A 26,429-nucleotide genomic window follows, 5' to 3' on the forward strand; every position below is an offset into this window, starting at 1 on the left:
GTTCACATGCGCATTCTACTTGTCGACGACAATAAAACGAACCTCTCTCTCCTGACGAGACTCGTCGAGAAACTGCCGGACTGCGTCGCCATTCCCTATCTTCATCCCGAAGACGTGCTGGCAGATGCCCCGGCGCTCGAATTCGACATCGCGGTCATCGATTTCCAGATGCCTGTCTATAGCGGCATCGAGCTGTTGACCGAACTCGTTCGCTTCGAGACTTACCGCGACAAGCCCGTGGTATTTGTCACGGCTGATACCGATACGGCGACGCGCATGGCGGCGCTCAATGCAGGCGCGATCGACTTTTTGACGAAACCCGTGAACCCGCTGGAGTTCCAGGCCCGGATCAAGAACCTGGTCGCTCTCGTGGACGCGCGCAACAAGCTTGCCGACAAGGCCGAGTGGCTTCGTATCGAGGTCGAGAAAGCGGTCGTTGAGCTGCGTGCCCGCGAGGAGGAAATCATTGACCGCTTGACGATTGCAGCAAGCTACAAGGACTTCGAGACGGCCCGGCACACGCGGCGCGTAGGCCTTTATTCCGAAGCAATCGCGCGGGCCTACGGCATGGAGGCGCGGGCTTGTTCCGACATCAGGCTTGCCTCGCCGATGCACGATATCGGAAAGGTCGCCATTCCCGATGCCGTCCTCCTGAAGAACGGCAAGCTGACCGAACAGGAGTTCGCGGCCATGCAGCGACATACGGTCGTCGGCTGCGATATTCTCCGGGAATCGAAGTCGAGTCTTCTGCAGCTTGCTGCCGAAATTGCTGGCAGTCATCATGAACGCTGGGACGGGCAGGGGTACCCGTTCCGTCTTTCGGGTGAGACCATTCCGGTTTCCGGCCGCATCGTCGCCATTGCCGATAATTTCGATGCGTTGACGAGTGCAAGGCCCTACAAAGAGGCGTGGAGCGTGGATCGCGCCGTAGCACACATACGTGAAAGATCGGGGAGCCACTTCGACCCCCGCTGCGTCGCTGCCTTCGACAAGGCATTGTCCGTCATTCTCGAAATCATGGAGACCGATCGCAGGGAAAGCCTGCTTTCAGTGCCTACAAGCTGCATCCCGGTTCACGCTGGGTGCTCGCAGTCGAAGGAATCCTTTGAACGCTGCCGCCGCGCAATCAGCGATGCCCGCGTGGAGAAAAATGACGGTCCACTGACTGTTGCAATGATGACGTCACCAACAACACAGAACTACGAACTCGAAAATCAACCGACCGCTTTGCAAGGACGATGAAATGAACACTTTGCATCCTTCCAATTCTGCACGTTCCGGTGAGACCCTGGAAATCATCGCGTTCCGCCTTCACGACCAGGAGTTCTGCGTCAGGACGGTGGCGATCCGCGAAATCCGCGGCTGGGGCCCCGCGACGCCGATCCCGCATTCACCCAGAGAGGTTCTGGGAGTGATGAACCTCCGCGGTGCAGTGATTCCGATCATCGACCTCGCCTGCAAGCTCGGTATGCGGAGTACCGAACCCAATGAGCGGAGTGCGATCGTCGTGGCGGAAGTCCACGGAATGGCCTTTGGTCTTGTTGTCGACCGGGTCTCGGACATCCTCACGATTCCCGTCGAAAACATGCAGCCTGTGCCTGACATGAACGCGGGTGCCGCGACGAGCTATTCCGACGGCATCATCGTCCAGCCCACAGGAATGATCTGTTTTCTGAACCTGGAACGAATGTTCGAAGGTTTGAATACTGCCGGCCTCATCGCCGCCTGATAGCTGCGCCGTTCGCACTCATCCGCCTGGACGCTCCGTGACTGTCAGATGACGGTTCGGTGCACGACCAAACTTGGCTTGCGGAAGCAGGTACAACCTGAAACGCAACTTACGCCTCAATCGCACAACGTATGAGTATTTGATTAAGACGAATTGCTGATTTTCGCATCGTAACCACAGTTTAACGAATCTGCCCTACAAATCGAGGGAGTGGGTAGGCGCTCGTCTTTTGTCAGCGCGAGACCGATTTCAGGATTTGCACTGCCCGGTAAACGGCAACAATTTTAGTTTGGGCCAATCGTCTAGAATTCCTTTTCCGATCGACCCCTGCGGTACCGGCGAGCAAGACGCCGTGCCACTGCATACGGTCAGTTTTTCCAAAATCCACAATCTGCGACCATACTGACTTCCGGCCCGTTGTGCCGGTGGCAGGTCGATGCCCGATGAGAGGTTGAAAATGTTGATACGAACAAAGCTTCTAGCCTGTCTTTTCGTCCTCGCTACGGCGCTACTGTCGATGGCTGGTTTTGCTTTCTATGCACTCGATGAAGAAGGCAAGCTTGCCAATTCCATCGTTGAAGATCGCGTCATCCCCTTGGCGCAGTTGAAGCAGGTCGCCGACAGTTACGCGGTAAACATCGTCGATACGGTCCACAAGGCCCGCGCGAGAACGTTGACAGCCCGGCAGGCGACCGAAAACATCGAGACCGCCATGAAGGTCATCGACCTGCGATGGCGCGAATATCGCAACACGAAGATGACAGCCGATGAGTCGGCGATCGCTACGACCTTCGAGGCGTCTCGCTCAGCGGCCGATGCAAAGCTGAAAGGCCTGCTGACCCTGATTGCATCCGGCGATCTGGATGCCTTGGGACGCTTCGCCGACGCCGATCTTTATCCGACAATCGATCCGCTTGGTGGTCCCATCGACGAACTGGTGAAGCTTCAGCTTCGTGTCGCAGCCGAAACGCTCGCGACAGGAAAGGAGATGAAGGCTGGCCTGACATTGGTCATGGCGATCATTGCCTTCGCGGGTCTTACCGTCGTGGTGATTTCGGTTTGGACGGTTCGTTCTGCGGTTATCCGGCCGTTGACCGAGATGACGAGGGCCATGACCGAGTTGGCGGGCGGCAAACTTGACGTGCGCATCTTCGGCGAGGGCCGCCGCGACGAGATCGGCACAATGGCAGGCGCCGTTGGTGTCTTCAGGCAAAGTGCGAAAGATCGAGCTCGTCTGGAGGCCGAGGCCGATGCAAACCGCAGCGTTTCGGAGCGGGAGCGTATTGAACGCGACCGGATCAGAGCCGCCGAAGCCGAAGCGATGGAGTTCGCTGTCGATAACCTGAAACATGGTCTCGATCAGCTTGCGAATGGGAACCTCGTGCATCGGATCGATGCAGCATTCGTTGCGCAGCTTGATGTGTTGAGGACGAACTTCAACAGCTCCATGGAACGCCTCGAGCAGACCTTGCGCACTGTCGGCCAGAACGCGCAGACGATCGCGGCGGGTTCCAACCAGATCATGTCGGCCGCCAATGATCTTTCGAAGCGCACCGAGCAACAGGCTGCCTCTGTTGAAGAAACGGCTGCGGCCCTTGAGCAGATCACGACCACCGTTGCCGGATCGAGCAAGCGTGCCGAAGCCGCTGGTCGCCTTGTCACCGAGACAAAGGACAGTGCCGAAAAGTCTGGCGACGTCGTGCGAAAAGCGATTTCGGCAATGGGCGAAATCGAGCGCTCGTCGAACGAGATCGTCAATATCATAGGGGTCATCGATGATATCGCTTTCCAGACAAATCTGCTGGCATTGAATGCCGGCGTCGAGGCGGCGCGCGCCGGGGAGGCCGGAAAGGGATTTGCCGTCGTCGCGCAGGAGGTCCGTGAACTTGCTCAACGCTCTGCAAAGGCGGCGAAGGAGATCAAAACCCTGATCAACACCTCAGGCGAGCAGGTTCGAAACGGAGTTCAGCTCGTAGCAGAAACCGGAAAATCGCTCACTGAGATCGTCTCCCGCGTCCAGGACGTCAGCGTCAATGTCACCGCCATCGTCGAGGCGGCCAAGGAGCAGGCGGTCGGGCTCAAGGAAATCAATATGGCGGTCAATACGATGGACCAGGGCACGCAACAGAATGCGGCCATGGTCGAACAATCGACTGCAGCCAGCAACAGCCTTGCCCGCGAAGCAGATAACCTTTTCACCATGATTGGTCAGTTCACGTTGAGCAAAGGACATGACCTTCAACCTCGAACCGGAAACGCCAATGGCGCGCCCCATATGCCGTCCCCAGCCAGAACGCTGATGGCGAGAGTGAACAGCTCTTTTCCAACAAGTGCAGCTGTCGCCGAGGCGTGGGAGGAGTTTTAGCCGCGGTCTGGTAAGGCTCCCAGGTCGGCCGGGATTACAAGCTACCGATGGTCGCGGCTGAACTAGGATTTGCATTTTTTAAACCCGCGGCCACTGCTTCTCACGCTTCGTCTCTCACGCGTCGGCAAAGATAGCCGGAAATGGCGTGCTGATATCGGCGCTTCAGAGGCGGCACGTTGAAACGTAGCGGACGTATCTACCGTCTCAGCCAAGGCCGCTAAGCCTGCTACACGCCATCAATATCCATTGGTTCCATAATGCATATTATCTGATAACTGGGTGATGCTCTCTGTCGGGTGGCTCAGGTTTTCCACGTCGCTGAAACTGCATCTCCCCTTGGCTTTGACGACAGCGCACGGTATCGCTACAGCGCGCTGTCGATGTCATTCGAAGTTGCTCTAATGACCGTAATAAGGTTCACTTGAACCCCGACCACCCCGCAGCCCGCTTGTGACTAGTTTCGCTTGGCGCGCCCGGGCTGTGCATTGCTGTCTTGCAGCAAGGTCGCCTGATCGGCGACAATCGCAGACGCTTCGTTTTTCAGGACGTCCTTGGCATTCTTGCGCGCATCCTCAAGAGCGATCTCCGCACTCAAGCTACGTTCGTTTGCTTGCAGACCATCGTCTTCGCTGCCGACCAGGCCATTGTTGATCTGCTCGCGAGCCTTCAGACGACTAGCGACGGCTGCGAGTTCTGCCCGGCGTTCGGCCTCGTTGAGCGAGATGACCTTTTTCTCGCGCTGCTGCTTCAGTTCGGCAGCGTCCTCGATGAACCGCTGGAAGTCCGGGTCATCCTTGATTCGGGCTTCGTGCTGGGTCTGCAGTTGTGGCAGAACCGAAGCGACATTTCCGACTGCGGCATATTTGGCAGGCTTGATACGTGTCCATGGCAGCGCATTGTCATAGCTCGCCTCACCCAGCGTCTTCGGGTCAGAAAGGCCCGGGAGGTTGATATCCGGCGTCACACCGCGAAGCTGGGTCGTACCGCCATCGACGCGGAAGAACTGGGCGATGGTCAGTTTCAATTCGCCGTATTTCGATTCGCTGCTGCGCGTCGCCTGATCGAGATCCACGACGGTCTGCACGGTTCCCTTGCCGAAGCTGGGCTCGCCGATCACAACGCCGCGACCATAATCCTGGATAGCTGCAGCAAAGATCTCGGAGGCCGAAGCCGAACCGCGGTTGATGAGCACGCCGACCGGGCCCGCCCAAGCGGGAGCAGACCGATCGTCCTTCAGGATTTCAACCTTACCCTTGGCATCGCGCTGCTGCACGACCGGTCCCTTGCCGACAAAGAGCCCGGTGAGTTCAATCGCTTCAGACAGGGATCCGCCGCCGTTGTCGCGCAGGTCAATCAGGACGCCATCAACGTTTTCCTGTTTGAGTTCAACGAGCAGCTTGGCGACATCGCGGCTGGCGCTCTTGTAGTTCTTCTCGCCTTTGCGTCTCGCTTCGAAGTCCTCGTAAAAGGCAGGCAGAGTGATCACGCCGATGCGGCGGGCGACACCTTTGTCCTCGACCGGAATAATGCTTTTCTGGGCTGCCTGTTTTTCGAGACTAACCCGGTCGCGCACGAGGCTGATAACCCGGTGGCTTCCGGTCTCACCGGTATCTGCAGGCAGCACGTCCAGACGGACGACAGAATCCTTCGCGCCACGGATCATCTGCACAATTTCGTCGAGGCGCGTACCCACGACGTCCTTCATCGGGCCATCTTCACCTTGCGCAACGCCTGCGATGCGATCGCCGACAGCAAGCTTGCCGGAGAGCTGCGCCGGGCCGCCAGGCACGAGCTCACGGATCGTGGTGTAACCGTCACGCTCTTGCAGAACCGCACCGATACCGACGAGAGACAGGCTCATGGAGATGTCAAATTCAGCCGCTGCCCTCGCCCCGAAATAGTCCGTGTGCGGGTCGACCGACGTCGTGTAGGCAGCCATGAAAGACTGGAATACATCGTCGCTCTTATAACGGTAGGTCCGATCAAGGACGTTCTGGTAGCGCTTGTCGAGCGTCTCGCGGATCGTCGCGTCCTGGGAGCCTGCCAGTTTCAGGCGCAGCCAGTCGCTTTTCACACGCTTGCGCCACAGGTCGTTGCTTTCCTGTTGCGACTGCGGCCACGGCGCGTCGTCTCGCAGCACGGAATACTCTTCCCGCTGGGTGAAGTCGAAACCCTGCTTCAGCAACTCACGTGCATAAGTCAGGCGCTCTGAAACGCGCTGCGAATAAACGTTGAAAATCGAGAAGGGAAGCTTCAGATCCTCGTCCTCGATCGCATCGTCGATCTTCTTGCTGTTCGCGGCAAAGCTGTCGATATCGGATTTGAGAAAAAAGCTCCGGTCCGGATCCAGCGACTTGATGAAGCTGTTCATGATCTTGACCGACAGCGCGTCGTCCAGCGGTACGGGCTTGTAGCTGTAGCGGCCGAGAAACTGTGCGCTGATATTGGCCGCCTGTGCCTGCCGATCGAGCGGAGCGAGGACGGGGGGTGTGCCCGGTTCCAAGGCATAGGCTGCTGGTGCGATGGCAAGAAGTAGACCAAGGAAAGAATATCTCAGACGCATTCCGCTATGTTCCAATTGCGATGTCGGTTCGTTTTGCGCAATGGTGGTGCAACAATGATCGAGTTTTGGCAACTGTCTGGGTGTGCAATATTGCGTGTCCATCGCAAGAACCAGGACGAACGGCGTGCGCGGAGGGCCCCTGATTTCTGAAGAATGCCGTTCGCGGGCGTTCGGTCGTCAGGCTTCAATGCATGATCTTCTGAAGACCGCGCGGCAATCTATTCATGCATTCCGTGCTGTCAGAGGTCACAAGGAACTGGTCCTCGATCATCAGGGCACCAAAGCCATTCCCGTAGAAAGGCGTCTCGAGCGCCACCACCATGCCCGGCTGGATCAGTTCCTCATTTCCCATCGAGAAAAATGGCCATTCCTCGATGCCGGCGCTGCCGCCGACCGAGTGCCCGAAATGCCCACGATGATATTCGCTCAAACCCCCACGACGGATGGCGGCCGTGACAACCCGATGCACCGCGCCGAATGTATTGCCGGGCCGGATCTGCTCGAGGCCCGCTTCAAATGCCTCGAGGAGGATCTTGTCGAGATCGTTCGCGAGCGGCGACGCCTCGCCGTAGACGAAGGTTCGTGCGCTATCGGAAGAATATCCCTCCACCAGCGTTCCTACATCTGCCTTGATGAGCGCACCCGGAACAACCGTCGCGTTCGCGTCTGAAAGATCCGGGCCAACGGAGATGTAGTCCCATGACCCGGACAGGCTGACGCCCTTCCCGATTGCGAACGCCTTCGCGCCGGATTTCCAAGCGTCGGAGAGCGATTGGACAGAGGCGCCGGGCCGTATGGCCTCGACCATTCTGACAATGCCTGCCTCTGCCGCATTGGCCGCAAGACGCAATCGAGCGATCTCGACCGGCGTCTTCACCGAGCGCAGGCGGCGCAGAACCGCAGATCCATCTGTCAACAAGGCGCGGGGCAGATGGTGCTTCAGCGCGGCAAAATCGGCGGCGGGCATGAACTCCATGTCAACGCCAAGACGAGCCTCAGATAGACCGCGCTCGCGAAGCAGTTCTCCCAGCAGGCCGAAGGACACTTCGCGATCAAAGGTTTCAGGCCTTTCCCCCGTCGCCCCACCTCGGCGATAGCACTGGTCGATTTGCGCGATGGAGCCGGCGTCCGATGTATCGACGGTGTCGATCCAGATCCGATGACTGCGCAACTCGACATCATGTGCGGATTTGCGGATGCTTGGCAGGGCGTGATCGCTGACGACGGCGGCAAGCGCGAGCCCCGCATCCGCGGGGACAAAAGCGATTGCTGCCCCTGCCCTGCCCCACATCGTTGCGACGCCAGCGGGTGCGCCGATTGCGTAGCGGAATGCCTCGGGTTGGAATAGCAGCAGGCCGTCAAGATCGGCCTCTTGCATCAATCGCTCTGCCCTGTCCCGATCGATATCGCCCACTGCCTGTCCCCGTCGTCCGTAAAGATGCACCCCATGACATGGCGCACCGGACATCGGCCGGTCAAGATGCGGTGGCTCAACCCGTCGGCATATGTGTTTGTCGAACGTTCGATCCCGGTAGCGTCTGGGGATTGCGAACGTGCCGGGGATCGCGCAGCAGCGAGATCGAGCAAACGATCAGTACGAATATGCCCACGAAAATTAGACCGGGCCGAAGACGAAAACTGTTCACCGAGTATAGGCCTTGTTGCTTCTCACTCAGGCAATGATGACGAACGAAGCTGACTCCCAGCTGAAGGGTGGCCGTTGGTCTAGGGCATTCAGGTGCGTGTCAGGATCCGATGCAAATCCGTGGCAATCGAGTTCGCCGAGGATCAACCAGTGCCGATCTACAGTCTGTCCAGAACCGCACCTCCTTTCTTCCGCCCGCGGATGGGTAGCGTTACCCTGGCTGTGACAGGTGCGCTCTATCTGGCGGCCTTTACCAACCGGATGTTTCTCACGCGGGCTTTCGCCTATTTCGACAGTCACCTCGCCTTTGCTGCCTTCATACTCGGTCTCGCATGCCTTTTCGCAGCGTTGATCGTATCGTTGTCGCTCAAGTATGTCCTGAAGCCGGTTCTGGTCTTTCTTTTCGTGAGCGCTGCTGCGGGCTCCTGGTTCATGGACAGGTTCGGAACGATCATCGACGTCGACATGATCCGCAACGCCGTCCAGACGACGTCGTCCGAAGCCGGGCATCTGTTGACACCGGCCTTCGTGCTGCACATGGCTGTTTTCGGTATCCTGCCATCGCTTCTGGTCTGCTGGGTCAAGATCGAACACAGGCCGTTCTTCGGCAAAGTTTTGTGGAACAGCGCGGCAATCGTTCCACTTCTGCTGGTCGCGCTCGCCTGCGGAATGAGCAGCGCTCGCAGCATTGCCTCCGTCACGCGGCTCCACAAAGACCTGATGATGACACTCAACCCCTTCGTGCCGATCGGCAATGCCATCGGCTTTGCCATGGCGACCGGCGAGGACGAAACCGTCGTCGTGAAATCGCTCGGGACCGATGCCCGCGTCATTGCCCCGACATCCTCCGGCCGACCGCGCGTCGTGGTGATCGTTGTCGGCGAGACGGCCCGTGCCGAGAATTTTTCGCTTGGTGGCTACGGCCGCGACACCAATCCGGAGCTCGCCCGCCGAGACATTACCTACTTCAAGGAAACATCAAGCTGCGGCACGGCAACAGCGGTTTCCGTGCCCTGCATGTTTTCCAACCTGACACGGCGCGGCTATTCCCATCGTGCCGGCCTCGCGAATGAAAATCTGCTCGACGTCCTCGGTCACGCGGGTATCAAAACGGAATGGTGGGACGACAACACCGGCAGCAAGAACGTTGCAAGCCGTACCGCCTACCACTCGTTTTCCGATGCCAACGATCCCCGCTACTGCAAAGACAGGGAGTGCCTCGACGAGGGAATGGTCGCGGCACTCGATGGCTGGCTCTCGACAGTCAAGGGCGACAGCGTCCTGGTCCTCCATCAGATGGGAAGTCATGGCCCCGCCTATTCTGAGCGCTATCCCACGTCCTTTGCCCGCTTCAAGCCGGAATGCCGCAATGCTGAACTGGGCAATTGCAAAACCGATGAGATCGTCAACGCCTATGACAACACGATCCTTTACACCGACCACATCCTCGCGTCGGTTATCGACAGTCTGAAGGCGCGTCAGGACGTCATCGCTCCAGCCATGATCTACATGTCCGATCACGGCGAGTCGCTCGGTGAGCATGGCCTTTATCTGCACGGCGCTCCGTATGTCGTTGCGCCATCGCAGCAGACCCACGTGCCCTTTGTGCTGTGGCAAGGGTCGGAGTTGAAAACCACGACCGATCCGCAATGCCTCTCTTCCCGAGCGGCTGCACCCGCCTCACATGACAATCTGTTTCACACCGTACTCGGAATGATGTCCGTTCGGACTTCGAGCTACAAGCCGGACCTTGACGTAATGGCATCATGCCGGCGGGTGAGAGACAGTAGCGGCGTTGCCAGCGCGCGTGCAGACTTCTGACCCGTTCGACACTGGTGGTAGTCCGGTCAGACAGTTCTTCTCGACATCGCTTGCTGGGTTGGCAACAGGGCTTTCGTGCTTCGCTTGTGTGCGCACGATTGTCGCTCCACTTCCTGAGATTTCCGGCTATTCTCGCCTCCGGATCGCCGAAGCGAAATGGCAAAGGGATGGAGCAGACTGCTTGAGAGTTCTTCTGGTCGAGGATGACGTGACACTTGGGGAAGCAGTGCGCGACCATGTGGCGAGCGCCGACCATGCCGTCGACTGGACCAAGACGCTTGACGCTGCAGAGAGCGCCCTCTCGACGACCGGCTACGGTCTTGTCCTTCTGGATCTGCGCCTGCCGGATGGCAGCGGCATCGCGCTTTTGAAACGCCTGCGCGCCAAGGGTATCACCACGCCGGTAATCATTCTGACGGCACATGACCAGATTTCAGATCGCATCGAAGGATTGAACAGCGGTGCAGACGACTACCTCGTGAAGCCTTTCAACCTGGGTGAGCTGACGGCGCGCATGTTGGCGGTCAGTCGCCGTTACAGCGGCCGTCCGGTTTCGCTTCTTCGCGTGGGCGATCTCGAGATCGATGCGACCGACCGCCGCGTTACCGCAACGGGCACCGTCATCGAACTTTCCAGCCGAGAATGGGCCGTGCTTGACGCGCTGTCGTCTCGTGTCGGCGCGGTCGTTTCCAAATCACAGATCGAGGAAGCGCTCTACGCCTTCGGCTCGGAAATCGAGAGCAATACCGTCGAAGTCTATGTCAGCCGCTTGCGCAAGAAGCTTGGCCGCGACCACATCACAACACTGCGCGGAATTGGATATCGGCTAGGGTAGATCGATGAGCATGCTTCTTTCCAAGACGGCGCCTTCCATGACCCGGCGTTTGATTTTGTGGCTGACCGTGGTGATGGCGTTTCTCTGGCTGCTTGCCGTGGGCCTCGGCCTCGTTGTGATGGAAGAGGAGCTCGCCGAAATTTTCGATGGCACTCTGCAGGATACGGCCGAAAGACTGGTTCCCCTTGCCGTCGACGACCTCGAACATCGCAGCCTCGTCGGCGCCTCCCCCCAACAACTACAGACCGCGAGTTCGAGCGGCGAACGGGAGTACCTGATCTATCAGGTGAGAGACACGGCCGGGCGGATCCTGATCCGGTCCCATGATGCGCCGGCAGAACCTTTCGAGGCGCCGCTGAAGGCAGGGCTGTGGCGAAACGACACCTATCAATTTTATACCGCGGCGAATGGCGATCGGAGTGTCTTCGTGCAGGTCGCCGACGCTTTCGAAAACAGAGAAGAAGCGCTTCGCGAAGGCGCCATGGCACTGTTTCTGCCACTCCTGCTGCTTATTCCCGTCTGCGGAATGGCGATCTGGTTCGTGGTGCGTCGAGCTGTCCGTCCCGTCGGTGCGTTGCGCGAGGAGATCGAAACCAAGGACGGCGGCAACACCGAGCCGATCGACGCGACGGCGCTTCCGAAAGAGTTGATGCCGATTGCCGCATCGGTCAATCGGCTGATGCAGCGCCTGCGCACAGCACTTGATGCGGAGCGTGAATTTACCGCCAACAGCGCCCACGAGCTGAGAACGCCGATTGCGGGCGCGCTGGCGCAGACTCAGATGCTGGTCGCCGAACTTGTGGGAAACCCTCATCGCCGGCGTGCCGACCAGGTTGAAGCCTCACTGACGCGACTGAGCCACCTTGCGGAAAAGATGCTGCAACTGTCTCGCGCGGAAGCGGGCATCGGCCTCGCCGACCACGCCGTCGATCTCGGTCGTGTTCTGGACATGGTGGTGACCGATTTTCAGCGCGGCATGGCCGATCCCGACCGGCTGGTCCTCCGCCATCCAACCGGCGCGCGCCTGACGGCGCCGGTGAGCGAAGACGGGTTCGCGATCGTGCTGCGCAATCTGATCGAAAACGCACTCATTCACGGGACACCGGATAAACCGGTCGAGGTGTTTCTTGAGGATGGTGGCCCAGTGCGCATTACCAACGGATCGCCGGTTATGAGTGCGATTGAACTTGCCGCCATTCGCAAGCGCTTCGGGCGTGGCCGGACCGAAGCCGAAGGCTCCGGTCTCGGTCTTTCAATTGTGGACCGACTACTCGGTCAGATGAACGGACAGTTGATCCTCGCATCTCCGGCGACAGGACGCTCCGACGGTTTCGAAGCGCGGATAGAACTGCGCCATCTCTAGGCGATCGACGAGCTCGTTCACATCGGAGGCACGACGCCGTTGGTGCCAACAACGACCCGACCGCTCGACATGGAGCCATCGGCCGCCTTTTCCGATGGCACAAACACAGTCGCGCCTGCCTTGATATCCGCTTCGACTGCTGACGCGAACGTCACGATCGGCGTGCCCTCAGGGATCGAGATCTTTTTCTCCTGGCCATTGTAGGTCACGGTGACCGTGTGGCCATCGACGGACTTGACCGCATCGGCAACCGTCGCATTTGTCATCGAGCTGTTCGGCTTCAGATCCCAGGCGTAGCTGCCTTCACCGGTGCCTTTCATCGCCGCCGGGAAGATCAGAACTTCAAGAGCGCCGTCACCGCCATCGGCAGTCGGCAACGAGGCGATCCCTACAAAGTCACCAGGCTTGATGTCATCGATAGAGGCCTTGGCAACGCTCGACACCTTCCAGTCATCCTTGAGCATGATCTTGGCATTCGTGCCTTCGCGGGTTTTGACAGACAGGGTCTTGCCTTGGAGGCTCTCGACTTTCCCGCGGACCCGGACGGTGTCTGCCGCAAAGGCCGAAACACCGAGCGTGACGGCGATCAGTGCGCCTGAGAGTATCGTAAAGCCGGTTCTGGAAATGGAGGACATGGTCTCTTCCTTTTTGAAACCCTTAAGGTCGTGTCGTGCTGCCGGTGGATTCGGGTTGGAAATCCTCCGACCTTCGCCGAGCGCGGCACGATGCCGGCGCGGAATTGTTGTCGCGCAGAGGCGACAGATCAGTCTCTCGCCCTCATCGGCCACCTGACGATGCCCGCCGCAAACAGGGCGATCCAGATCAGAACAGGCTGTAACGGCAATCGGACCATGTGATAAAGCCACTGCCACTGCGAGGCGTCTGGCGCAGTCAGGCTGGTAACTGCGTGCTTGATATTGGCAGGAAACACGCAGGCTGCGTAAAGCGCCAGGCCAATGCCCGCATACCGACGCGACCACGGAACAAGCAATCCGATCGCGCCTGCGATCTCGCAGAGGCCCGTTACAAGAATCACCTCCGGTGCGTCAGGGACCCAGCTGGGTGTGATGCTGAGAAACGGCCGCGGCACGGTAATATGCAGGACGCCCGCTGCGGCATAGAACAGGAAGAGGCCCAACCGGCACCGACGGCGCCAGACGGTCAGGTCCTGTCCCTCCCGTTCCCTGGCGGGTTCAATCCTTTGCATCTGCCGCTATCCGTCGCTCCACCGACCTTGCAATGGAGGCTAAGTCCCTGCGTCGGCCCGCAACGCTTTCCATGGCAGCCACCGCCAGATCCCTTGCGACGTAGTCGGACTTGTGCCCGAGCTTGTGGACGACGATCAGTTTTGCGCCGCGGATATCGCGCGCCAGATGTTTGGCATGGATTTCGGGAGACACGATCTCATCGGCATCACCGATGATGATCACGGTCGGCGCCTTGATCTTCGGATATTGTCGCGAGGCGGTACGTGCCCAGTCGCTGAGCGCCGAGATTTCCCGCGCATTATGGCGAAATGCGGTTGGGCTCAGCGCCTGAAACGCATTGGTCTCGGCAATATAGCCGGCTGGGACAGGATTGGGAGAGAAGACTGCGCTGGCCGCCCCCTTGATCGCCAGCAGCCCCACCGGTGGAACGACGAGCGCGCTGAAGACCTGGCCCGTGACAGGGGCTGTGGCTGCAGAATAATACCATGCGACGCTTCCGTCCCAGGGGTAGACCGCCGGCGACAGGAAGACGAGACCGGACACCATGTCCGGATGCCGAACTGCAAATGCTGCGGCGATGGCGCCCCCGAAGGAATGGCCGACGATAATGGCCTTGCCGATCCCCCGCTTCCTCATCAGTTGCGCGACGGCATCAGCCTGGCCATCCGGAAGGATATTCTGTTCGCCTCCGATATCGGAACTGCCATGTCCCGGTCGGTCGACGAACAGCAGTCGCGCCCTGCCCTGCAACGTCTTCCTGAACGAAAAGAGGGGATCTTTCAGGCTCGTGCTCGCACCATGGAGAAAAACGATCGGGGGAAGATCCGCTTTTTTGTCCGGCTCGATCAGAACGCTGTTGAGTTTGTAACCGCCGACATCGATCCGGACCGCTTGTGCCGCATGGTCATCGGCCGTCACCTGCCGCGCGCCGACGATGCCGAACGCCGCGAGCGCAAACCCCAGAAGCAAGACAATCTTTTGCATTAGTCCTCAATGCGTTTCGCCGAAATGAGCATTTCGCTCCTACTACGCGCGCGGGACAAGGAAAGTTTCAGTCCGGAATGATCAAAGGCGCAAGAGGCGCCCATAGTCGCAACACGCCGCGTTTGACAGCGGCGACGACGGGCGCGTTGCGGCGGATCGCATCTTCAGCCGTTTCTGCGGCAACAAGAATGAATTCGGCCTTCGCCCCCACAGCGATCGGTGGCGCCAGCATCCCCGTGATCTTCTCCGCATCTGTCGACACCATCTCGAAAACGCTGTGCATATCAGCTGCCGTCGAGAGCTGATCAAGATTGGCGTAGAGGCCTGCCATCCGAAGCAGTGAGGCGTCGCCATACGGTGTGAACGGGTTTTGCACATTGTTGGTGGCGAGCGCGACATCCACCCCGAAGCGCTTCATCTGGGCTGCCGGAGCGATCCCGCGCGGCCGCATCGGGTTGTCGCGCGATCCGTTCAAAAACGCGTCTGTCGCGGGCAAGACGACGAGAGCGATACCGGCCTCGGCCATGCTCCGCGCCATCCTCTCACGCTCGTCAGGGTCGAAGGCTGCAAGCTTCGTTGCATGGCCGACAGTGACACGCCCGCCCCAGCCGAAGGCTTCGGTCTGCCTGATGATCTCGGGCAAAATGGAATTTCCGGGATCGAGATCGAAGTCGGCGTGGAAGTCGACATCAACGTTGTAACGACGGGCAAGGCCGAAGATGAGCTCGACATGGGCAACGGGATCAGGGTCCGTATAAGGACATCCGCCAATCAGATCCGCACCCATCCTCATGGCTTCGTGAAGAAGGTCGATGGTTTCAGGCTCGTTGGTCAGGCCTTCCTGCACGAAGGCGCAAAGCTGGACGTCGATGAGACCCGACCATCTGCGCTTCAGCCGCAGCAGACCTTCCAGACTTCGAAGACCTGCGCGTGGATCCACCTCGACGAAGCTGCGCATGCGCTGCGTACCCGCACGCACAGCCAATTCCAAGACTTGCGCGCCGCGCGCTTCGACATCCTCTGCGGTAAAGCTGCGTTTCGCTTGCGCCGTCAGCCGAACGGCTTCAGCAAGGGTCCCCTCGCACAGCGGGCAGCGGCCAAGGATCATCGCCTTGTCGAGATGGACATGCGCATCCGTCAGTCCCGGCAGGATCAGCACCCCTCCAGCATCGAGACGCGGCGACGATAGCTGTGCGGTCTGCTCCCCGATCGCGACTATCACGCCGTTCGAAACACTCAGCGACATGCCTTGGCGACCGTCCGCCAATCTCAGATTGTCGATGATAAAAGTACTCTGCCCGACAACGCTCATGAGACCACGCTGAGTAAACCGCTTCACAAAGACCAGACGTCGTTACTCGCCCATCACCCAACAATGCAAATATCCCATGTCGCATGGCAACGCGAGTGTTTCTCAGAGCGGCTGCGGGGAGTTCCGTTGGCTGGCTAACGGTCGGGAAATCGGCTTGTTGGGACGATTGCGCGGCGGAGTGTAGCTCACCGGCTCACAAGTCTGGACCTTCGCAATCTGGGCTAGAGCAAGATTTTCATTGTTTCACGGTTTCGTGATGGCCGGTCTGAAATCCGGGTTCGATAGGGCGAGATGCTCGTTGATGCAGTGGATCTGCGATGGATGAGCCTGCTTCGGGAGATTTTCCGGCCCATGCAAATTGGATTTTTTGATGGACATCCACATCTCCCGCTCTACAAACAGGTCATGGACGGGCTGCAGATGCGCATAACGAATGTGCGTCTGAGCGCGCTTTTAGTGCGTGACGTCTGACTTGATACAATCCTCGCGATACGCTGATCGGATTGGTTCTTCGCCGGCGATGGCTATATCGCCCAAATAAAATACACGGACGACCTTTGGCCGGAAAGCCTATGCTTCCGCCGTAGAGTAGATCCGACTGTCTAGGAGAATGCCCGCGCTACCGAGCCCGGGCCAAATTTTTAATGGCTTATGAAACTGAAAATGACGCGCCGCTTGAAGCGACATCGACCAAGATCAGTCTAAACAATGTCTACAAAATCTTCGGCGAGCGGCCTGACAAGGCCTTGGACATGATCCGCGCCGGCAAGACAAAATCCGAAATCCATTCAGCGACCGGTTGCTCCGTCGGTGTCAACGATGCGAGCTTCGAGATCAAGGCTGGCGAGATTTTCGTGATCATGGGCCTGTCCGGCTCCGGAAAATCCACCCTCCTTCGTCTGCTGAACAGGCTCATCGAGCCGACAGCCGGTGCGATAAAAATCGACGGGCGTGACATCACCCAGATGTCGCGCAAGGAACTGATCGATCTGCGGCGCCGCGATATCAGCATGGTGTTCCAGTCCTTCGCGCTTCTGCCCAACCGTACCGTGCTCAACAACGCTTCCTTCGGTCTCGAGGTCGCAGGCGTCAACGAAGCCGAGCGTCGGCAGAAGGCTCTCGTTGCTTTGAAGGCCGTGGGCCTCGACGGTTACGAGGACAGCCTTCCGGATCAGCTGTCCGGCGGCATGAAGCAGCGCGTCGGCCTTGCCCGTGCTTTGGCCAGTGAACCGACCATTCTTCTTATGGACGAAGCCTTCTCGGCACTTGACCCGCTCATCCGGACCGAGATGCAGGACGAGTTGGTCCGTCTTCAGTCCGAACAAAGCCGCACGATCGTCTTCGTCAGCCACGATCTCGACGAAGCCATGCGGATCGGCGACCGTATCTGCATCATGCAGAACGGCAGCGTCATTCAGGTCGGCACGCCGGACGAAATCGTCATGAGCCCTGCCAATGATTACGTCCGCTCCTTCTTCCGCAATGTTGATGTCAGCCATGTCTTCAAGGCCGGCGATGTTGCTCGCAAGACCCAGGTCACGATCATCGACCGTCAGGGTGTATCGGCCGCCGCCGCACTCGAACGCATGAAGCACTTCGACCGCGAATACGCGATCATTCTTGGTCGCGACAAGACCTACCAGGGAATGGTCAGCCAGACATCGCTTGTCGAAAAGCTGCGCGCCAAGGCGGATGATCCCTACCGCGGAGCGTTTCTCACCGGGATCGAGACAATCGCAGCCGACGAACCGCTGTCGAACGTTCTCGGCACGGTCGCCGCCAGCGCCTGGCCGGTCCCCGTCATCGATGACGCCAAGCGCTATCTCGGATCGATCAGCAAAACGACGCTGCTTGAAACGCTCGACCGCGCCAGCTGATTTCCATTCACGACCTTAGAATTGTTGCAGCGCCCTGCCGGCCCATGATGCAGGCGGCGCTGTAGCCGGCCAGAAACCGGAGACAGACATGAATTTCAACATCGGCGACGGCATCGATACAGCCGTCAACTACATCCTCGACAACTTCTCCCCCTTTCTCGATCTGATCGCGTCGGCGATCGGCTTTGTAACCGGGACGATCCAGGATGCGCTGCTTGCGCTCCCGATGCCCGTCGGCATTGCCATCTTTGTCGCGCTATCCCTCTGGCGGGTCGGCCTCGGCTTCGGCCTGCTGACCGGCATCGCACTTTGGCTGGTGGACCACATGGGTCTTTGGAGCGCCATGATGGAGACGCTTTCCCTGGTGATCGCGTCGACGCTGATGGCGATGATCATCGGCCTGCCGCTCGGCATTGCCATGGCGCGCAAGGATAGTGTCGCAGCCATCGTCCGGCCCATCCTCGATCTGATGCAGACCATGCCGGCGTTCGTCTACCTCATTCCGGCAGCGATGTTCTTCGGGCTTGGAGCAGTACCGGGTGCCATCGCCACGGTGATCTTTGCAATGCCGCCTGTCGTGCGACTGACCAATCTTGGCATCCGCCAGGTACATCACGAGTTTATCGAGGCAGGCAACGCGTTTGGCTGCACCTCGACGCAGCTTCTGTTCAAGATCCAGCTTCCCAATGCCCTGCCCTCGATCATGGCCGGTATCAACCAGACGATCATGCTGTCGCTGTCGATGGTCGTCATCGCTTCGATGATCGGCGCCGGCGGGCTCGGCAACACGGTCCTGACCGGTATCCAGCGCCTGGATGTGGGCACGGGTTTCGAGGGCGGTCTTGCCGTCGTCATCCTGGCCGTCATTCTCGACCGGATCACCCAGAGCCTCGGCCAGAAATCCAGAAAGCCGAACGCCCTCTGGCGCGCGCTTTTCAAGAGAAACGAGCGTGAGGATATGGTGACGGCAACCGCCTGATCCAGTCCTTCGCCGAACCGTGCGGGTGATGAACCCGCAATTGCAAACCTCCCAAAAAGGAGACTACATGTTCAAGACCCTCGCAACCCTCGGGCTCGCCGCCACCCTCATCGGTGGATCTGTGACCGCAACGATGGCGCAGGACGCCAAGCCGGTAAAGATCGGCTGGTCCGCTTGGTCCGATGCTGAATTTGTCACCAAGCTCGCCGCCAAGCTCATCAAAGATGAACTCGGCACGGAAGTCGAGCTGGTACAGTCCGATGTCGCTCCGCTGTACCAGGGTGTCAGCCGCGGCGATCTCGACGCGATGATGATGGCCTGGCTGCCGCAGACCCATGCGGACTACTACGAGAAGGTGAAGGACAAGGTCGAAACGCTCGGTACCGTCTATGACGGCGCAAAGCTGGGCTGGGTCGTTCCGGCCTATATCCCGGAAAGCGAGATCGCTTCGATCGAGGATCTGAAGAAGCCTGAAGTGCAGAAGAAGCTTTCCGGCATCGTGCAGGGCATAGATCCGGGAGCAGGTCTCACACGGTTGTCAGAAAAGGCCGTTAAGGATTACGGTCTCGACGACTACAAGCTGCAGATCTCCAGTGAGGCGGGCATGCTGACGACTGTCGATCGCGCCATGCGCAGCGAAAAGTGGTTCGTCGCCACGTCCTGGAGCCCCCATTGGATGTTCGGCAAGTACAAGCTTCGTTACCTGACCGACCCCAAGAAGTCGCTGGGTGAAGCAGAACACGTCGACGTCCTTGCCCGCAAGGATTTCAAGACCGAAAATCCGAAGGTTGCCGGCTTCCTCTCGCGCATGAAGCTGCCGATCGCTGATCTCGAAGCGGGGATGTTTACCGCGCAGGAGACGTCCTACGACGAAGCGGTCGCAAAATACATCAAGGACCATCCGGATCAGGTCAAGGCCTGGGTTGGAGAAGACGGCTGACATAGGCCTCGGGCTTCGCGGGTATCCGCGGAGCCCTTTTGCTACTTGATGCCAGCGTCCAGTTGTTAGGAGCAGACGATGTTTATTGACGGAACGGATCTCGACCAGGCTACCGGCGATACGCTCGGCGGGCGTATCTCGCTGGCACGCGATGCGACTGATCTTTCGGTAGATGATGCTGCCCACATGTCCGGTGTTGACCGGAGTGTCTGGGAGGCCTGGGAGAACGACCGTGACGCACCGATCGCAACCGATCTCGAGATCGTCGCACGCTCCCTGCAGGTAAGCCTCGGCTGGTTGATTACCGGCCGCGGTGTCGGGCCGAAGTGGGACAGCTAGACTGTCAGCGTTGAAGCTCTACCAGAAGCGGAATTACCGCACGTTCAGGCCCGTACGACGAGCTGCAACCCGCTCGACGGCGGACAGCGTGTCGTAGATGAGGATCGCAAGAGCGCCGACGATCAGGCCGCCTTGCAGGATAAAGGCGAGGTTGTTGGCCTGCAGGCCGGCGATGATGACTTCGCCCAGGGTTTTTGCGGCAACGGTCGAACCGATCGTGGCCGTGGCGAGACTGATCACGACCGACAGACGGATACCGGCGAGGATGACGGGTGTGGCGAGCGGCAGCTCGACCTTGAACAGCCGCTGCAACCCGGTCATTCCTGTCCCGCGCGCCGCCTCCATGACAGACGGCGGAAGGGTCGTCAGCCCCGTCAGTGTGTTTTCGAAAATCGGCAGCAAACCGTAGAGAAAGAGCGCGACCAGCGTCGGTTTTTCACCAAACCCCAGCGTTGGAACCGCGAGCGCCAGCACCGCTACTGGCGGGAAGGTTTGCCCGATATTCACGAGGCCCCGCGAGAGCGGCAAAAACTCGGCGCCGATCGGCCGCGTCACGAGAATTGCCATGGGAACAGCCACAAGAATCGCCGCTGTCGTGGCGATGGCGACCGTCCTCAGATGCAGAAGCGTGAGTGTCAGAAGACTTCCCTGATTGTAGATCGCGGGCGCATTCTGCTGAACCAGCGGGCGCAGGATGGGATCGAACGATTCGGGCATCAGCAGGAACGTCAGCAGAAGAACGAGCAGTAACGCCCGCAGCATGAGAGGAAGCCACGCTCTCATGCCAGACCCGCCGCGCGCTTCGAAAGTCCTTCGACCGAAACAGAGCCGATGATCCGCCCATCGGATGCGCGAACAGGCAATGCCTGCTGTCCCGTCCACAAAAGCTTTGATAGCGCTTCTCGCTGGCTCATGTCTTCGGACAGTGGTTCCCCTGTCGCTTGATTGGGCTCGACGGCCTCACCGATAGTCTGCATCGACAGGAGCCGGAACGGCCGCTCCGTATCACCGATCAGGGTCTCGACGAACGGGGTCGCAGGCTGTCGAACCAGCTCGACGGGCGCGCCGTATTGAACGACCTTGCCCTTGTCCATCACCGCAATCCGGTCCGCCAGATGAAAGGCCTCGTCCATATCGTGCGTGACGAGAACGATGGTCGTGCCGAGCACTTTTTGAATGCTGATAAGGTCCTGCTGCGCCTTGGCGCGAATGATCGGGTCGAGAGCGCCGAACGGCTCATCCATCAGGAGCACGTTGGGTTCAGCCGCAAGTGCGCGTGCCACGCCGACGCGCTGTTGCTGCCCGCCGGAGAGTTCATGCGGAAAACGCGACGCGAAATCGGCGGGGTCGAGCTGGAAGAGTTCGAGCAGCTCTTTTACTTTGGCGTCAATGCGGGGCCGGTCCCAGCCAAGCAGACCCGGAACAGTGGCGATATTCTGCGCGACGGTTCGATGCGGAAAAAGCCCGTGTCCCTGGATCGCGTAGCCGATCCTGCGCCGCAGTTCAAACCCCGGCAGGTCGCGATTGTCGACGCCGTCGAGCTTGATGGTTCCGGAGGTCGGTTCCACGAGCCGGTTGATCATCCGCAGAAGCGTGGTCTTGCCGGAGCCGGACGTTCCGACAATGACCGTTACCGTGCGCGGTTGGATCGTCATAGTCACTGTCTCGACAACCGTATTGTCGCCGTAACGCTTGGTGAGGGTCTCGATTTCGATCATGCGGCTTTGCCTCGAGTGCCAACAGGGGCGTTCAGTTCGACGAGTGCGTCCAATACGGTGGCTGCGGTGAAGGCAAGCACGACGGTGGGTACGGCGCCCAGGAGCACAAGATCCATTGCCGTCTGGCCGACGCCCTGGAAGACGAAGACGCCGAACCCGCCGCCGCCGATCAGGGCCGCAATGGTCGCAAGCCCGATATTCTGAACCAGAACGATGCGGATACCGGTCAGGATGACGGGCATGGCGAGCGGCAGTTCGATGCCGAACAGGCGTTGGCGCCCGGTCATGCCGACTCCGCGGGCCGCCTCGTTTGCTTCCCGGGGCACGCCTTCGAGTCCCACGACGGTGTTGGCGACAACAGGCAACAGGGAGTAGAGGAACAGCGCCACGAACGCGGGTGCAGCGCCAATGCCGCGTATGCCGATCGCGGCCGCACCCGGCACGTTGATGGCGATCCAGCCGAGCGGCGCGATGAGAATGCCGAACAGGGCAATCGACGGGATCGTCTGGACGAAGTTCAGCGTATTGAGAATGCCGGCACGCAAGGAAGTGACTCGGTGGGCAAGAACGCCGAGGGGAAGACCGACGACGACGGCTGCAATCAGCGATCCGATCGCCAATGTCACGTGTTTTCCCGCTTCCTGCCAGAAGACGTCGGCGCGGCCCGCATATTCCCTGATGATGGAAAGTCCGTCCCAGAGACCCGAAGACAGGACGAGCGCGATGCCCGCTAGGCTGACCGCCAGCAAGGCGATCCGAACGACGGGTGTTGGCCGCAGTCTGGCGATCGCATCGGCGGCGAGCAGAGCGAAGGCAAGCATCAACAGCCAGGCACCGGAGGCCGGCGAAACACGAGCATAGGTATTGCCGTCCGGCGTCAGAAACGACGCGGCGGAACCGACGGAGATGGCAAGTCCCGCGAGAACGGCCGCCGCAGCCGACAGCCTCAGATAAAGAGGTGTTTTGAAGAGTGTGATGAGGATCGCGACGCCGATAACGACGACGAAGGCGATCGACGTGGAGGGCGGCAGGGATTCCCATAGAGACTTCCCCTGCCCCGGCACGATCCGGTTGGGACGGAAAATCATGAGGGGCGCGAAGAAGGCAGCGTAGACCGCCAGCAGCGCCACGACGACACCCAGCTTATCGAGGCGAAGCTTCAATCCGATCCTCCTTGGCCCCCTGGTGATGCATCCCGCCCCTGAGGGTGGAATGCATCATACAGCCAGCTTTACTTCAGAAATCCGTTCTTCTTCAGGAAGTCTTCGGCAACGGCCTTCGGCGGTTCGCCACCGAGCTGCACGCGACCGTTCAACTCTTGGAGCGTCACAAGATCGAGCTTTTCGAAGACAGGCTTCAGAAGCGTTTCGATCTGCGGATGCTCCTTCAGAACTGCTTCACGGATGATCGGAGCCGGCTGGTAGACCGGCTGAACGCCCTTGTCGTCTTCCAGAACGACGAGACCTGATGGCGCAATGCCACCGTCCGTGCCGTAGACCATCGCCGCATTGGCCCCGTTGGTCTGGTTTGCAGCTGCCGCGATCGTGGCAGCGGTGTCGCCGCCGGACAGCGTGATCAGCTGGTCGGACTTCAGCGTGAAGCCGTAGGTCTTCTGGAAGGCCGGAAGAGCTGCAGCCGAATTGACGAATTCCGAGGAGGCAGCCAAAACGACCTTACCGCCGCCAGCAACATACGAGCCGAATTCGCTGAAGGTCTTGATCTTGCCTTCGTCCGCGACTTCCTTGCGGATGGCGACCGCCCAGGTGTTGTTTGCCGGAGACGGGGTCAGCCAGACGATCTTGTTTGCATCGTAATCCAGCTTCTTGGCCTCAGTATAGGCCTTTGCCGCATCCTTCCAGGCCGGGTCTTCGGCTTTTTCGAAGAAGAACGCCGCATTGCCGGTATATTCCGGATAGATGTCGATTTCGCCAGCGGTGATCGCCTTGCGCACGACAGGTGTGGCACCGAGCTGAACGCGATCCGTCGTCTTGATGTCGTTTGCGTTCAGGATGGACAAAATGATGTTGCCGAGGACGCCGCCCTCGGTATCGATCTTTGATGATACGACGACTTGCGCCGATGCCGTGGCCGCAGATGCGGCAATGGCGAATATGGTTCCGATCACGATCTTGGGCAGGTGCACGGCCGGTATCTCCCTGTTTACAACTAGTCTTGCCTCTCGCGCCCAACCGCAATCGTCCGGACGCAAACGCCTATATATGCCGCCAGTCCAAGAAGAATAGTGGAGCAACGTCACGTCAGTCATTTGCGGTATGCCTCGTTCTGAAACCGAGGCCGTATGCCGTCTCCGGATCCGACAGCCGCTCGGAAACGACTGCCCGGCGGGAGGAACGATCGCGCCTTCTTCGAGTTATGTCGATGCCGCTCCTAGCATCCCTTTCAGCGAACATTTCGGAGGCCCACCCATGGCAGACAACATCAGCAATCCTGAAGGCAAAGGCCCTGCAGGTGGTTGGGGCTCGGTAAAGTCGATCTTCCGGATCTACGGCGAGAGTTCGCCTCCACCAGCGTTTCTCGAAACGTTGTCTCGCCAAAACAAGCCGGGCGGATTCATGTGCGTCTCCTGCGCCTGGCCAAAGCCCAAGAACTATCACCCCTTCGAGTTTTGCGAGAATGGTGCCAAGGCCACCATGTGGGACCTGACCAACTCCCGCTGCGGACCTGATTTCTTCAAGAAGCACACGGTGGAGGAGCTGAAGGGCTGGAAAGACCACGATCTGGAGATGACAGGTCGCCTGACCCATCCTCTCCGCTTCGATCACGCGACCGGACAATACGTGGAGGCCACCTGGAACGAGGCGTTCCAGAAGATCGGCGCAACGCTAAAGCGCCTGGAGAAGAAGAGCGTAGTCTTCTATTCGTCGGGCCATGCCGGACTGGAAGCATCCTACCTTTATGCCTTGCTGGCACGCGCCTACGGCAACAACAACCTGCCGCAGAGCTCGAACATGTGCCACGAGACGACGTCCGTCGGCCTCACCAAGGTCATCGGCTCGCCGGTCGGTACCATCGTCTGGGAAGATTTGGAAAAGACCGACGCCTTCTTCTTCTTCGGCCAGAACCCGGGCACCAACAGTCCACGTTTCCTGCATCCGCTGCAGGAAGCCAAAAAGCGCGGCGCGAAGATCGTCACATTCAACCCTGTCATCGAGCAGGGTCTCGTGTCGTTCGTGAACCCGCAAAATCCGCTCGACATGGTCACGGGCAACGAGACCAAGATATCCGATCAGTATCTGCAGGTGCAGGCCGGCGGTGACGTCGCTGCCATGCTGGGTCTATGTAAGACCGTCGTCGAGACCGATGATGCGGCGGTTGCCGCTGGCCGGGCGCGCGTTCTCGATGTCGATTTCATCGCCGAGCACACGACGGGCTTCGACAAGTTCATCGAATGCGTGCGCGACACGCCTTGGTCGGACATTGTGCGCGAAAGCGGGCTCACGGAGGCTGATCTGCGCGAGGCAGGCGCGACTTATATTGCCGCCAAGCGCGTCATCGGCGTCTACGGAATGGGACTGACCCAGCACTCGCAGGGCGGCCTTAACATCGCGATGCTAGTCAACCTTCTCCTCCTGCGCGGCAATATCGGCCGTGAGGGCGCTGGTTGCTGTCCGGTGCGTGGCCACTCGAACGTTCAGGGCCAGCGGACCGTCGGCATCGCCGAAAAGACCAAGCTCATCCCGATGGACAAACTGAAGGAACTGTTCGATTTCGATCCTCCGACCGAGGACGGAACGCACATCGTCGATGCGGTCAAAGGCATGATGGCGGGAACCATCCGCGCCACAATCTCACTCGGCGGCAATCTGCTTCGCGCCGTGCCGGATCAGGTCGATATGGAGCGGGTCTGGGCCGAGCAGGAGCTGACGGTCATGGTCTCGACCAAGCTCAACCGCAGCCATCTGTTTCCGGGCAAGGAGGCCTGGATCTTGCCATGTCTCAGCAGAACCGAGATCGACATGCAGGCGACCGGAAATCAGTCCGTCACGACGGAAGACAGCTTCTCCCACATTTCCGGTTCGATCGGAAAGCGGACGCCGGCATCCAAGCAACTCCAGAGCGAACTTGCGATCGTGACCGGCATCGCCAAGGCAACCCTCGACCATAACCCGAAGCTGAAATGGGACGAATGGACGCGGGACTACAGCCTCGTTCGCAATCTCATCGAGGCAACCTACCCCGACGACTTCAAGCATTACAACCAGCGCATGTTCGAGCCCGGCGGCTTTTATCGCGGCAATGATGCACACGAACGGAAGTGGAATACTGAGGAAAAGAAAGCGGTCTTTACAACGCCGCATCAGCTCAACGCGTTGTCGTTCGAGGATGCGCCTGGTCGGTTCCGGCTGATCACGATGCGATCCAACGACCAGTTTAACACAACGATCTATGGCTATTCGGATCGATTCCGCGGCATCGAGGGTACGCGAGACGTGCTTCTCATGTGTCCGGAAGACATCGCTGCAGCAGGACTTCGGGAAGGTCAGGTCGTATCGCTCGTCAGTGACTTCGAAGACGGCAAACACCGCGAACTCAGCGGGCTGACGGTCAGAGCGCACAAGCTTCCGCGCGGCACGATCGGCGGGTACTATCCCGAATGCAATGTGCTGAACGCAATCGACCATCACGACGAGATGTCCAAGACGCCGGCGTCCAAGGCAATCCCGGTAAAAATCGTCAGCCACTGATTCCGAAAGCGAGTACCTTCCGGTACAGTGCCCGCCACGCCAGGT

Annotated in this window: 21 protein-coding genes and 1 pseudogene; 11 read left to right on the forward strand and 11 right to left on the reverse strand. The window is 59.4% G+C overall.

Translation table 11 applies throughout. The features are described 5' to 3' along the window. The first annotated feature begins 6 nt into the window (after positions 1-6). From IFT66_RS18080 to IFT66_RS18090, 3 genes and pseudogenes are all read left to right on the forward strand, one after another. Positions 7-1,242: an HD-GYP domain-containing protein gene (locus IFT66_RS18080; RefSeq protein WP_113165377.1), complete on the forward strand. Its 1,236-nt coding sequence runs from the start codon at positions 7-9 to the stop codon at positions 1,240-1,242. Position 1,243: 1 nt separating this feature from the next. Next, complete coding sequence (locus tag IFT66_RS18085) at positions 1,244-1,729, forward strand: chemotaxis protein CheW (protein WP_192078430.1); 486 nt, start codon at positions 1,244-1,246, stop codon at positions 1,727-1,729. A 457-nt stretch (positions 1,730-2,186) separates the two neighbouring features. Beyond that, positions 2,187-3,833, forward strand: a pseudogene (locus IFT66_RS18090) (HAMP domain-containing methyl-accepting chemotaxis protein); the annotation flags it as partial. A 715-nt stretch (positions 3,834-4,548) separates the two neighbouring features. On the opposite strand, the gene IFT66_RS18095 reads toward IFT66_RS18090, so the two are convergent. Further along, a complete protein-coding gene (locus tag IFT66_RS18095) occupies positions 4,549-6,657 on the reverse strand; it encodes a carboxy terminal-processing peptidase (protein ID WP_192078432.1) in 2,109 nt (702 codons plus the stop codon). 184 nt (positions 6,658-6,841) lie between these two features. Beyond that, a complete protein-coding gene (locus IFT66_RS18100; RefSeq protein ID WP_192078433.1) occupies positions 6,842-8,071 on the reverse strand; it encodes a M24 family metallopeptidase in 1,230 nt (409 codons plus the stop codon). Positions 8,072-8,503: 432 nt separating this feature from the next. Here IFT66_RS18100 and IFT66_RS18105 point away from each other — a divergent pair, with 432 nt between their 5' ends. The 3 genes from IFT66_RS18105 to IFT66_RS18115 all read left to right on the forward strand — a co-directional run bounded on the left by IFT66_RS18105 (position 8,504) and on the right by IFT66_RS18115 (position 12,321). Next, on the forward strand, positions 8,504-10,123 hold the full coding sequence (locus IFT66_RS18105; RefSeq protein ID WP_192078568.1) for a phosphoethanolamine transferase: 1,620 nt from the start codon (positions 8,504-8,506) through the stop codon (positions 10,121-10,123). A 181-nt stretch (positions 10,124-10,304) separates the two neighbouring features. Next, complete coding sequence (locus tag IFT66_RS18110; protein WP_113165382.1) at positions 10,305-10,958, forward strand: response regulator; 654 nt, start codon at positions 10,305-10,307, stop codon at positions 10,956-10,958. 4 nt (positions 10,959-10,962) lie between these two features. Next, positions 10,963-12,321: a sensor histidine kinase gene (locus IFT66_RS18115; RefSeq protein ID WP_371816254.1), complete on the forward strand. Its 1,359-nt coding sequence runs from the start codon at positions 10,963-10,965 to the stop codon at positions 12,319-12,321. Positions 12,322-12,338: 17 nt separating this feature from the next. On the opposite strand, the gene IFT66_RS18120 is transcribed toward IFT66_RS18115, so the two are convergent. From IFT66_RS18120 to IFT66_RS23770, 5 genes are all read right to left on the reverse strand, one after another. Further along, positions 12,339-12,956, reverse strand: a complete 618-nt coding sequence (locus tag IFT66_RS18120) for a hypothetical protein (protein ID WP_192078434.1) — start codon at positions 12,954-12,956, stop codon at positions 12,339-12,341. Between the two features lie 128 nt (positions 12,957-13,084). After that, positions 13,085-13,528: a DoxX family protein gene (locus tag IFT66_RS18125; RefSeq protein WP_192078435.1), complete on the reverse strand. Its 444-nt coding sequence runs from the start codon at positions 13,526-13,528 to the stop codon at positions 13,085-13,087. Then, on the reverse strand, positions 13,515-14,513 hold the full coding sequence (locus tag IFT66_RS18130) for an alpha/beta fold hydrolase (RefSeq protein WP_192078436.1): 999 nt from the start codon (positions 14,511-14,513) through the stop codon (positions 13,515-13,517). Before IFT66_RS18130 ends, IFT66_RS18125 begins: the two co-directional genes overlap by 14 nt. Before the next feature lie 67 nt (positions 14,514-14,580). Continuing rightward, positions 14,581-15,825, reverse strand: a complete 1,245-nt coding sequence (locus IFT66_RS18135) for an amidohydrolase family protein (RefSeq protein ID WP_192078437.1) — start codon at positions 15,823-15,825, stop codon at positions 14,581-14,583. Positions 15,826-16,068: 243 nt separating this feature from the next. Beyond that, positions 16,069-16,203: a hypothetical protein gene (locus IFT66_RS23770; RefSeq protein ID WP_274604876.1), complete on the reverse strand. Its 135-nt coding sequence runs from the start codon at positions 16,201-16,203 to the stop codon at positions 16,069-16,071. 266 nt (positions 16,204-16,469) lie between these two features. On the opposite strand from IFT66_RS23770, the gene proV reads away from it, so the two are divergent. From proV to IFT66_RS18155, 4 genes are all read left to right on the forward strand, one after another. After that, the gene (gene proV / locus IFT66_RS18140) at positions 16,470-17,702 is read left to right on the forward strand and encodes a glycine betaine/L-proline ABC transporter ATP-binding protein ProV (protein ID WP_192078438.1); all 1,233 of its coding nucleotides are present in this window, start codon (positions 16,470-16,472) and stop codon (positions 17,700-17,702) included. Positions 17,703-17,790: 88 nt separating this feature from the next. Further along, on the forward strand, positions 17,791-18,681 hold the full coding sequence (locus IFT66_RS18145) for an ABC transporter permease (RefSeq protein WP_062459766.1): 891 nt from the start codon (positions 17,791-17,793) through the stop codon (positions 18,679-18,681). A 67-nt stretch (positions 18,682-18,748) separates the two neighbouring features. Then, positions 18,749-19,621 (forward strand): glycine betaine ABC transporter substrate-binding protein, encoded by an 873-nt coding sequence (locus tag IFT66_RS18150; RefSeq protein ID WP_062459763.1) that lies wholly within the window; start codon positions 18,749-18,751, stop codon positions 19,619-19,621. Between the two features lie 78 nt (positions 19,622-19,699). Next, positions 19,700-19,960 (forward strand): helix-turn-helix domain-containing protein, encoded by a 261-nt coding sequence (locus tag IFT66_RS18155; protein WP_062459760.1) that lies wholly within the window; start codon positions 19,700-19,702, stop codon positions 19,958-19,960. Between the two features lie 33 nt (positions 19,961-19,993). On the opposite strand, the gene IFT66_RS18160 is transcribed toward IFT66_RS18155, so the two are convergent. The 4 genes from IFT66_RS18160 to osmF form a co-directional block, all read right to left on the reverse strand. Next, positions 19,994-20,743: an ABC transporter permease gene (locus IFT66_RS18160; protein ID WP_062459757.1), complete on the reverse strand. Its 750-nt coding sequence runs from the start codon at positions 20,741-20,743 to the stop codon at positions 19,994-19,996. After that, entirely contained in the window at positions 20,740-21,678 is a 939-nt protein-coding gene (locus tag IFT66_RS18165; RefSeq protein WP_192078439.1) for an ABC transporter ATP-binding protein, read from the reverse strand. The genes IFT66_RS18160 and IFT66_RS18165 overlap by 4 nt, the downstream gene beginning before the upstream one ends. Next, positions 21,675-22,841, reverse strand: coding sequence for an ABC transporter permease (locus IFT66_RS18170; RefSeq protein WP_249406492.1), 1,167 nt, complete (start codon positions 22,839-22,841; stop codon positions 21,675-21,677). The genes IFT66_RS18165 and IFT66_RS18170 overlap by 4 nt, the downstream gene beginning before the upstream one ends. A gap of 68 nt (positions 22,842-22,909) precedes the next feature. Next, complete coding sequence (gene osmF / locus IFT66_RS18175; protein WP_062578000.1) at positions 22,910-23,821, reverse strand: glycine betaine ABC transporter substrate-binding protein OsmF; 912 nt, start codon at positions 23,819-23,821, stop codon at positions 22,910-22,912. Positions 23,822-24,104: 283 nt separating this feature from the next. Here osmF and IFT66_RS18180 point away from each other — a divergent pair, with 283 nt between their 5' ends. Beyond that, entirely contained in the window at positions 24,105-26,384 is a 2,280-nt protein-coding gene (locus tag IFT66_RS18180; protein ID WP_113111458.1) for an FdhF/YdeP family oxidoreductase, read from the forward strand. Positions 26,385-26,429: the final 45 nt, after the last annotated feature.

The organism is Rhizobium sp. CFBP 13726 (genome assembly GCF_014841925.1).
GTDB lineage: Bacteria > Pseudomonadota > Alphaproteobacteria > Rhizobiales > Rhizobiaceae > Neorhizobium > Neorhizobium soli.

Coding starts and splice junctions, on each gene's coding strand:
- IFT66_RS18080 (WP_113165377.1), top strand. CDS start 7: ATGCGCATTCTACTTGTCGACGACAATAAAACGAACCTCTCTCTCCTG.
- IFT66_RS18085 (WP_192078430.1), top strand. CDS start 1,244: ATGAACACTTTGCATCCTTCCAATTCTGCACGTTCCGGTGAGACCCTG.
- IFT66_RS18095 (WP_192078432.1), bottom strand. CDS start 6,657: ATGCGTCTGAGATATTCTTTCCTTGGTCTACTTCTTGCCATCGCACCA.
- IFT66_RS18105 (WP_192078568.1), top strand. CDS start 8,504: ATGGGTAGCGTTACCCTGGCTGTGACAGGTGCGCTCTATCTGGCGGCC.
- IFT66_RS18115 (WP_371816254.1), top strand. CDS start 10,963: ATGAGCATGCTTCTTTCCAAGACGGCGCCTTCCATGACCCGGCGTTTG.
- IFT66_RS18120 (WP_192078434.1), bottom strand. CDS start 12,956: ATGTCCTCCATTTCCAGAACCGGCTTTACGATACTCTCAGGCGCACTG.
- IFT66_RS18125 (WP_192078435.1), bottom strand. CDS start 13,528: ATGCAAAGGATTGAACCCGCCAGGGAACGGGAGGGACAGGACCTGACC.
- IFT66_RS18130 (WP_192078436.1), bottom strand. CDS start 14,513: ATGCAAAAGATTGTCTTGCTTCTGGGGTTTGCGCTCGCGGCGTTCGGC.
- IFT66_RS18135 (WP_192078437.1), bottom strand. CDS start 15,825: ATGAGCGTTGTCGGGCAGAGTACTTTTATCATCGACAATCTGAGATTG.
- IFT66_RS23770 (WP_274604876.1), bottom strand. CDS start 16,203: ATGTCCATCAAAAAATCCAATTTGCATGGGCCGGAAAATCTCCCGAAG.
- proV (WP_192078438.1), top strand. CDS start 16,470: ATGGCTTATGAAACTGAAAATGACGCGCCGCTTGAAGCGACATCGACC.
- IFT66_RS18145 (WP_062459766.1), top strand. CDS start 17,791: ATGAATTTCAACATCGGCGACGGCATCGATACAGCCGTCAACTACATC.
- IFT66_RS18150 (WP_062459763.1), top strand. CDS start 18,749: ATGTTCAAGACCCTCGCAACCCTCGGGCTCGCCGCCACCCTCATCGGT.
- IFT66_RS18155 (WP_062459760.1), top strand. CDS start 19,700: ATGTTTATTGACGGAACGGATCTCGACCAGGCTACCGGCGATACGCTC.
- IFT66_RS18160 (WP_062459757.1), bottom strand. CDS start 20,743: ATGAGAGCGTGGCTTCCTCTCATGCTGCGGGCGTTACTGCTCGTTCTT.
- IFT66_RS18165 (WP_192078439.1), bottom strand. CDS start 21,678: ATGATCGAAATCGAGACCCTCACCAAGCGTTACGGCGACAATACGGTT.
- IFT66_RS18180 (WP_113111458.1), top strand. CDS start 24,105: ATGGCAGACAACATCAGCAATCCTGAAGGCAAAGGCCCTGCAGGTGGT.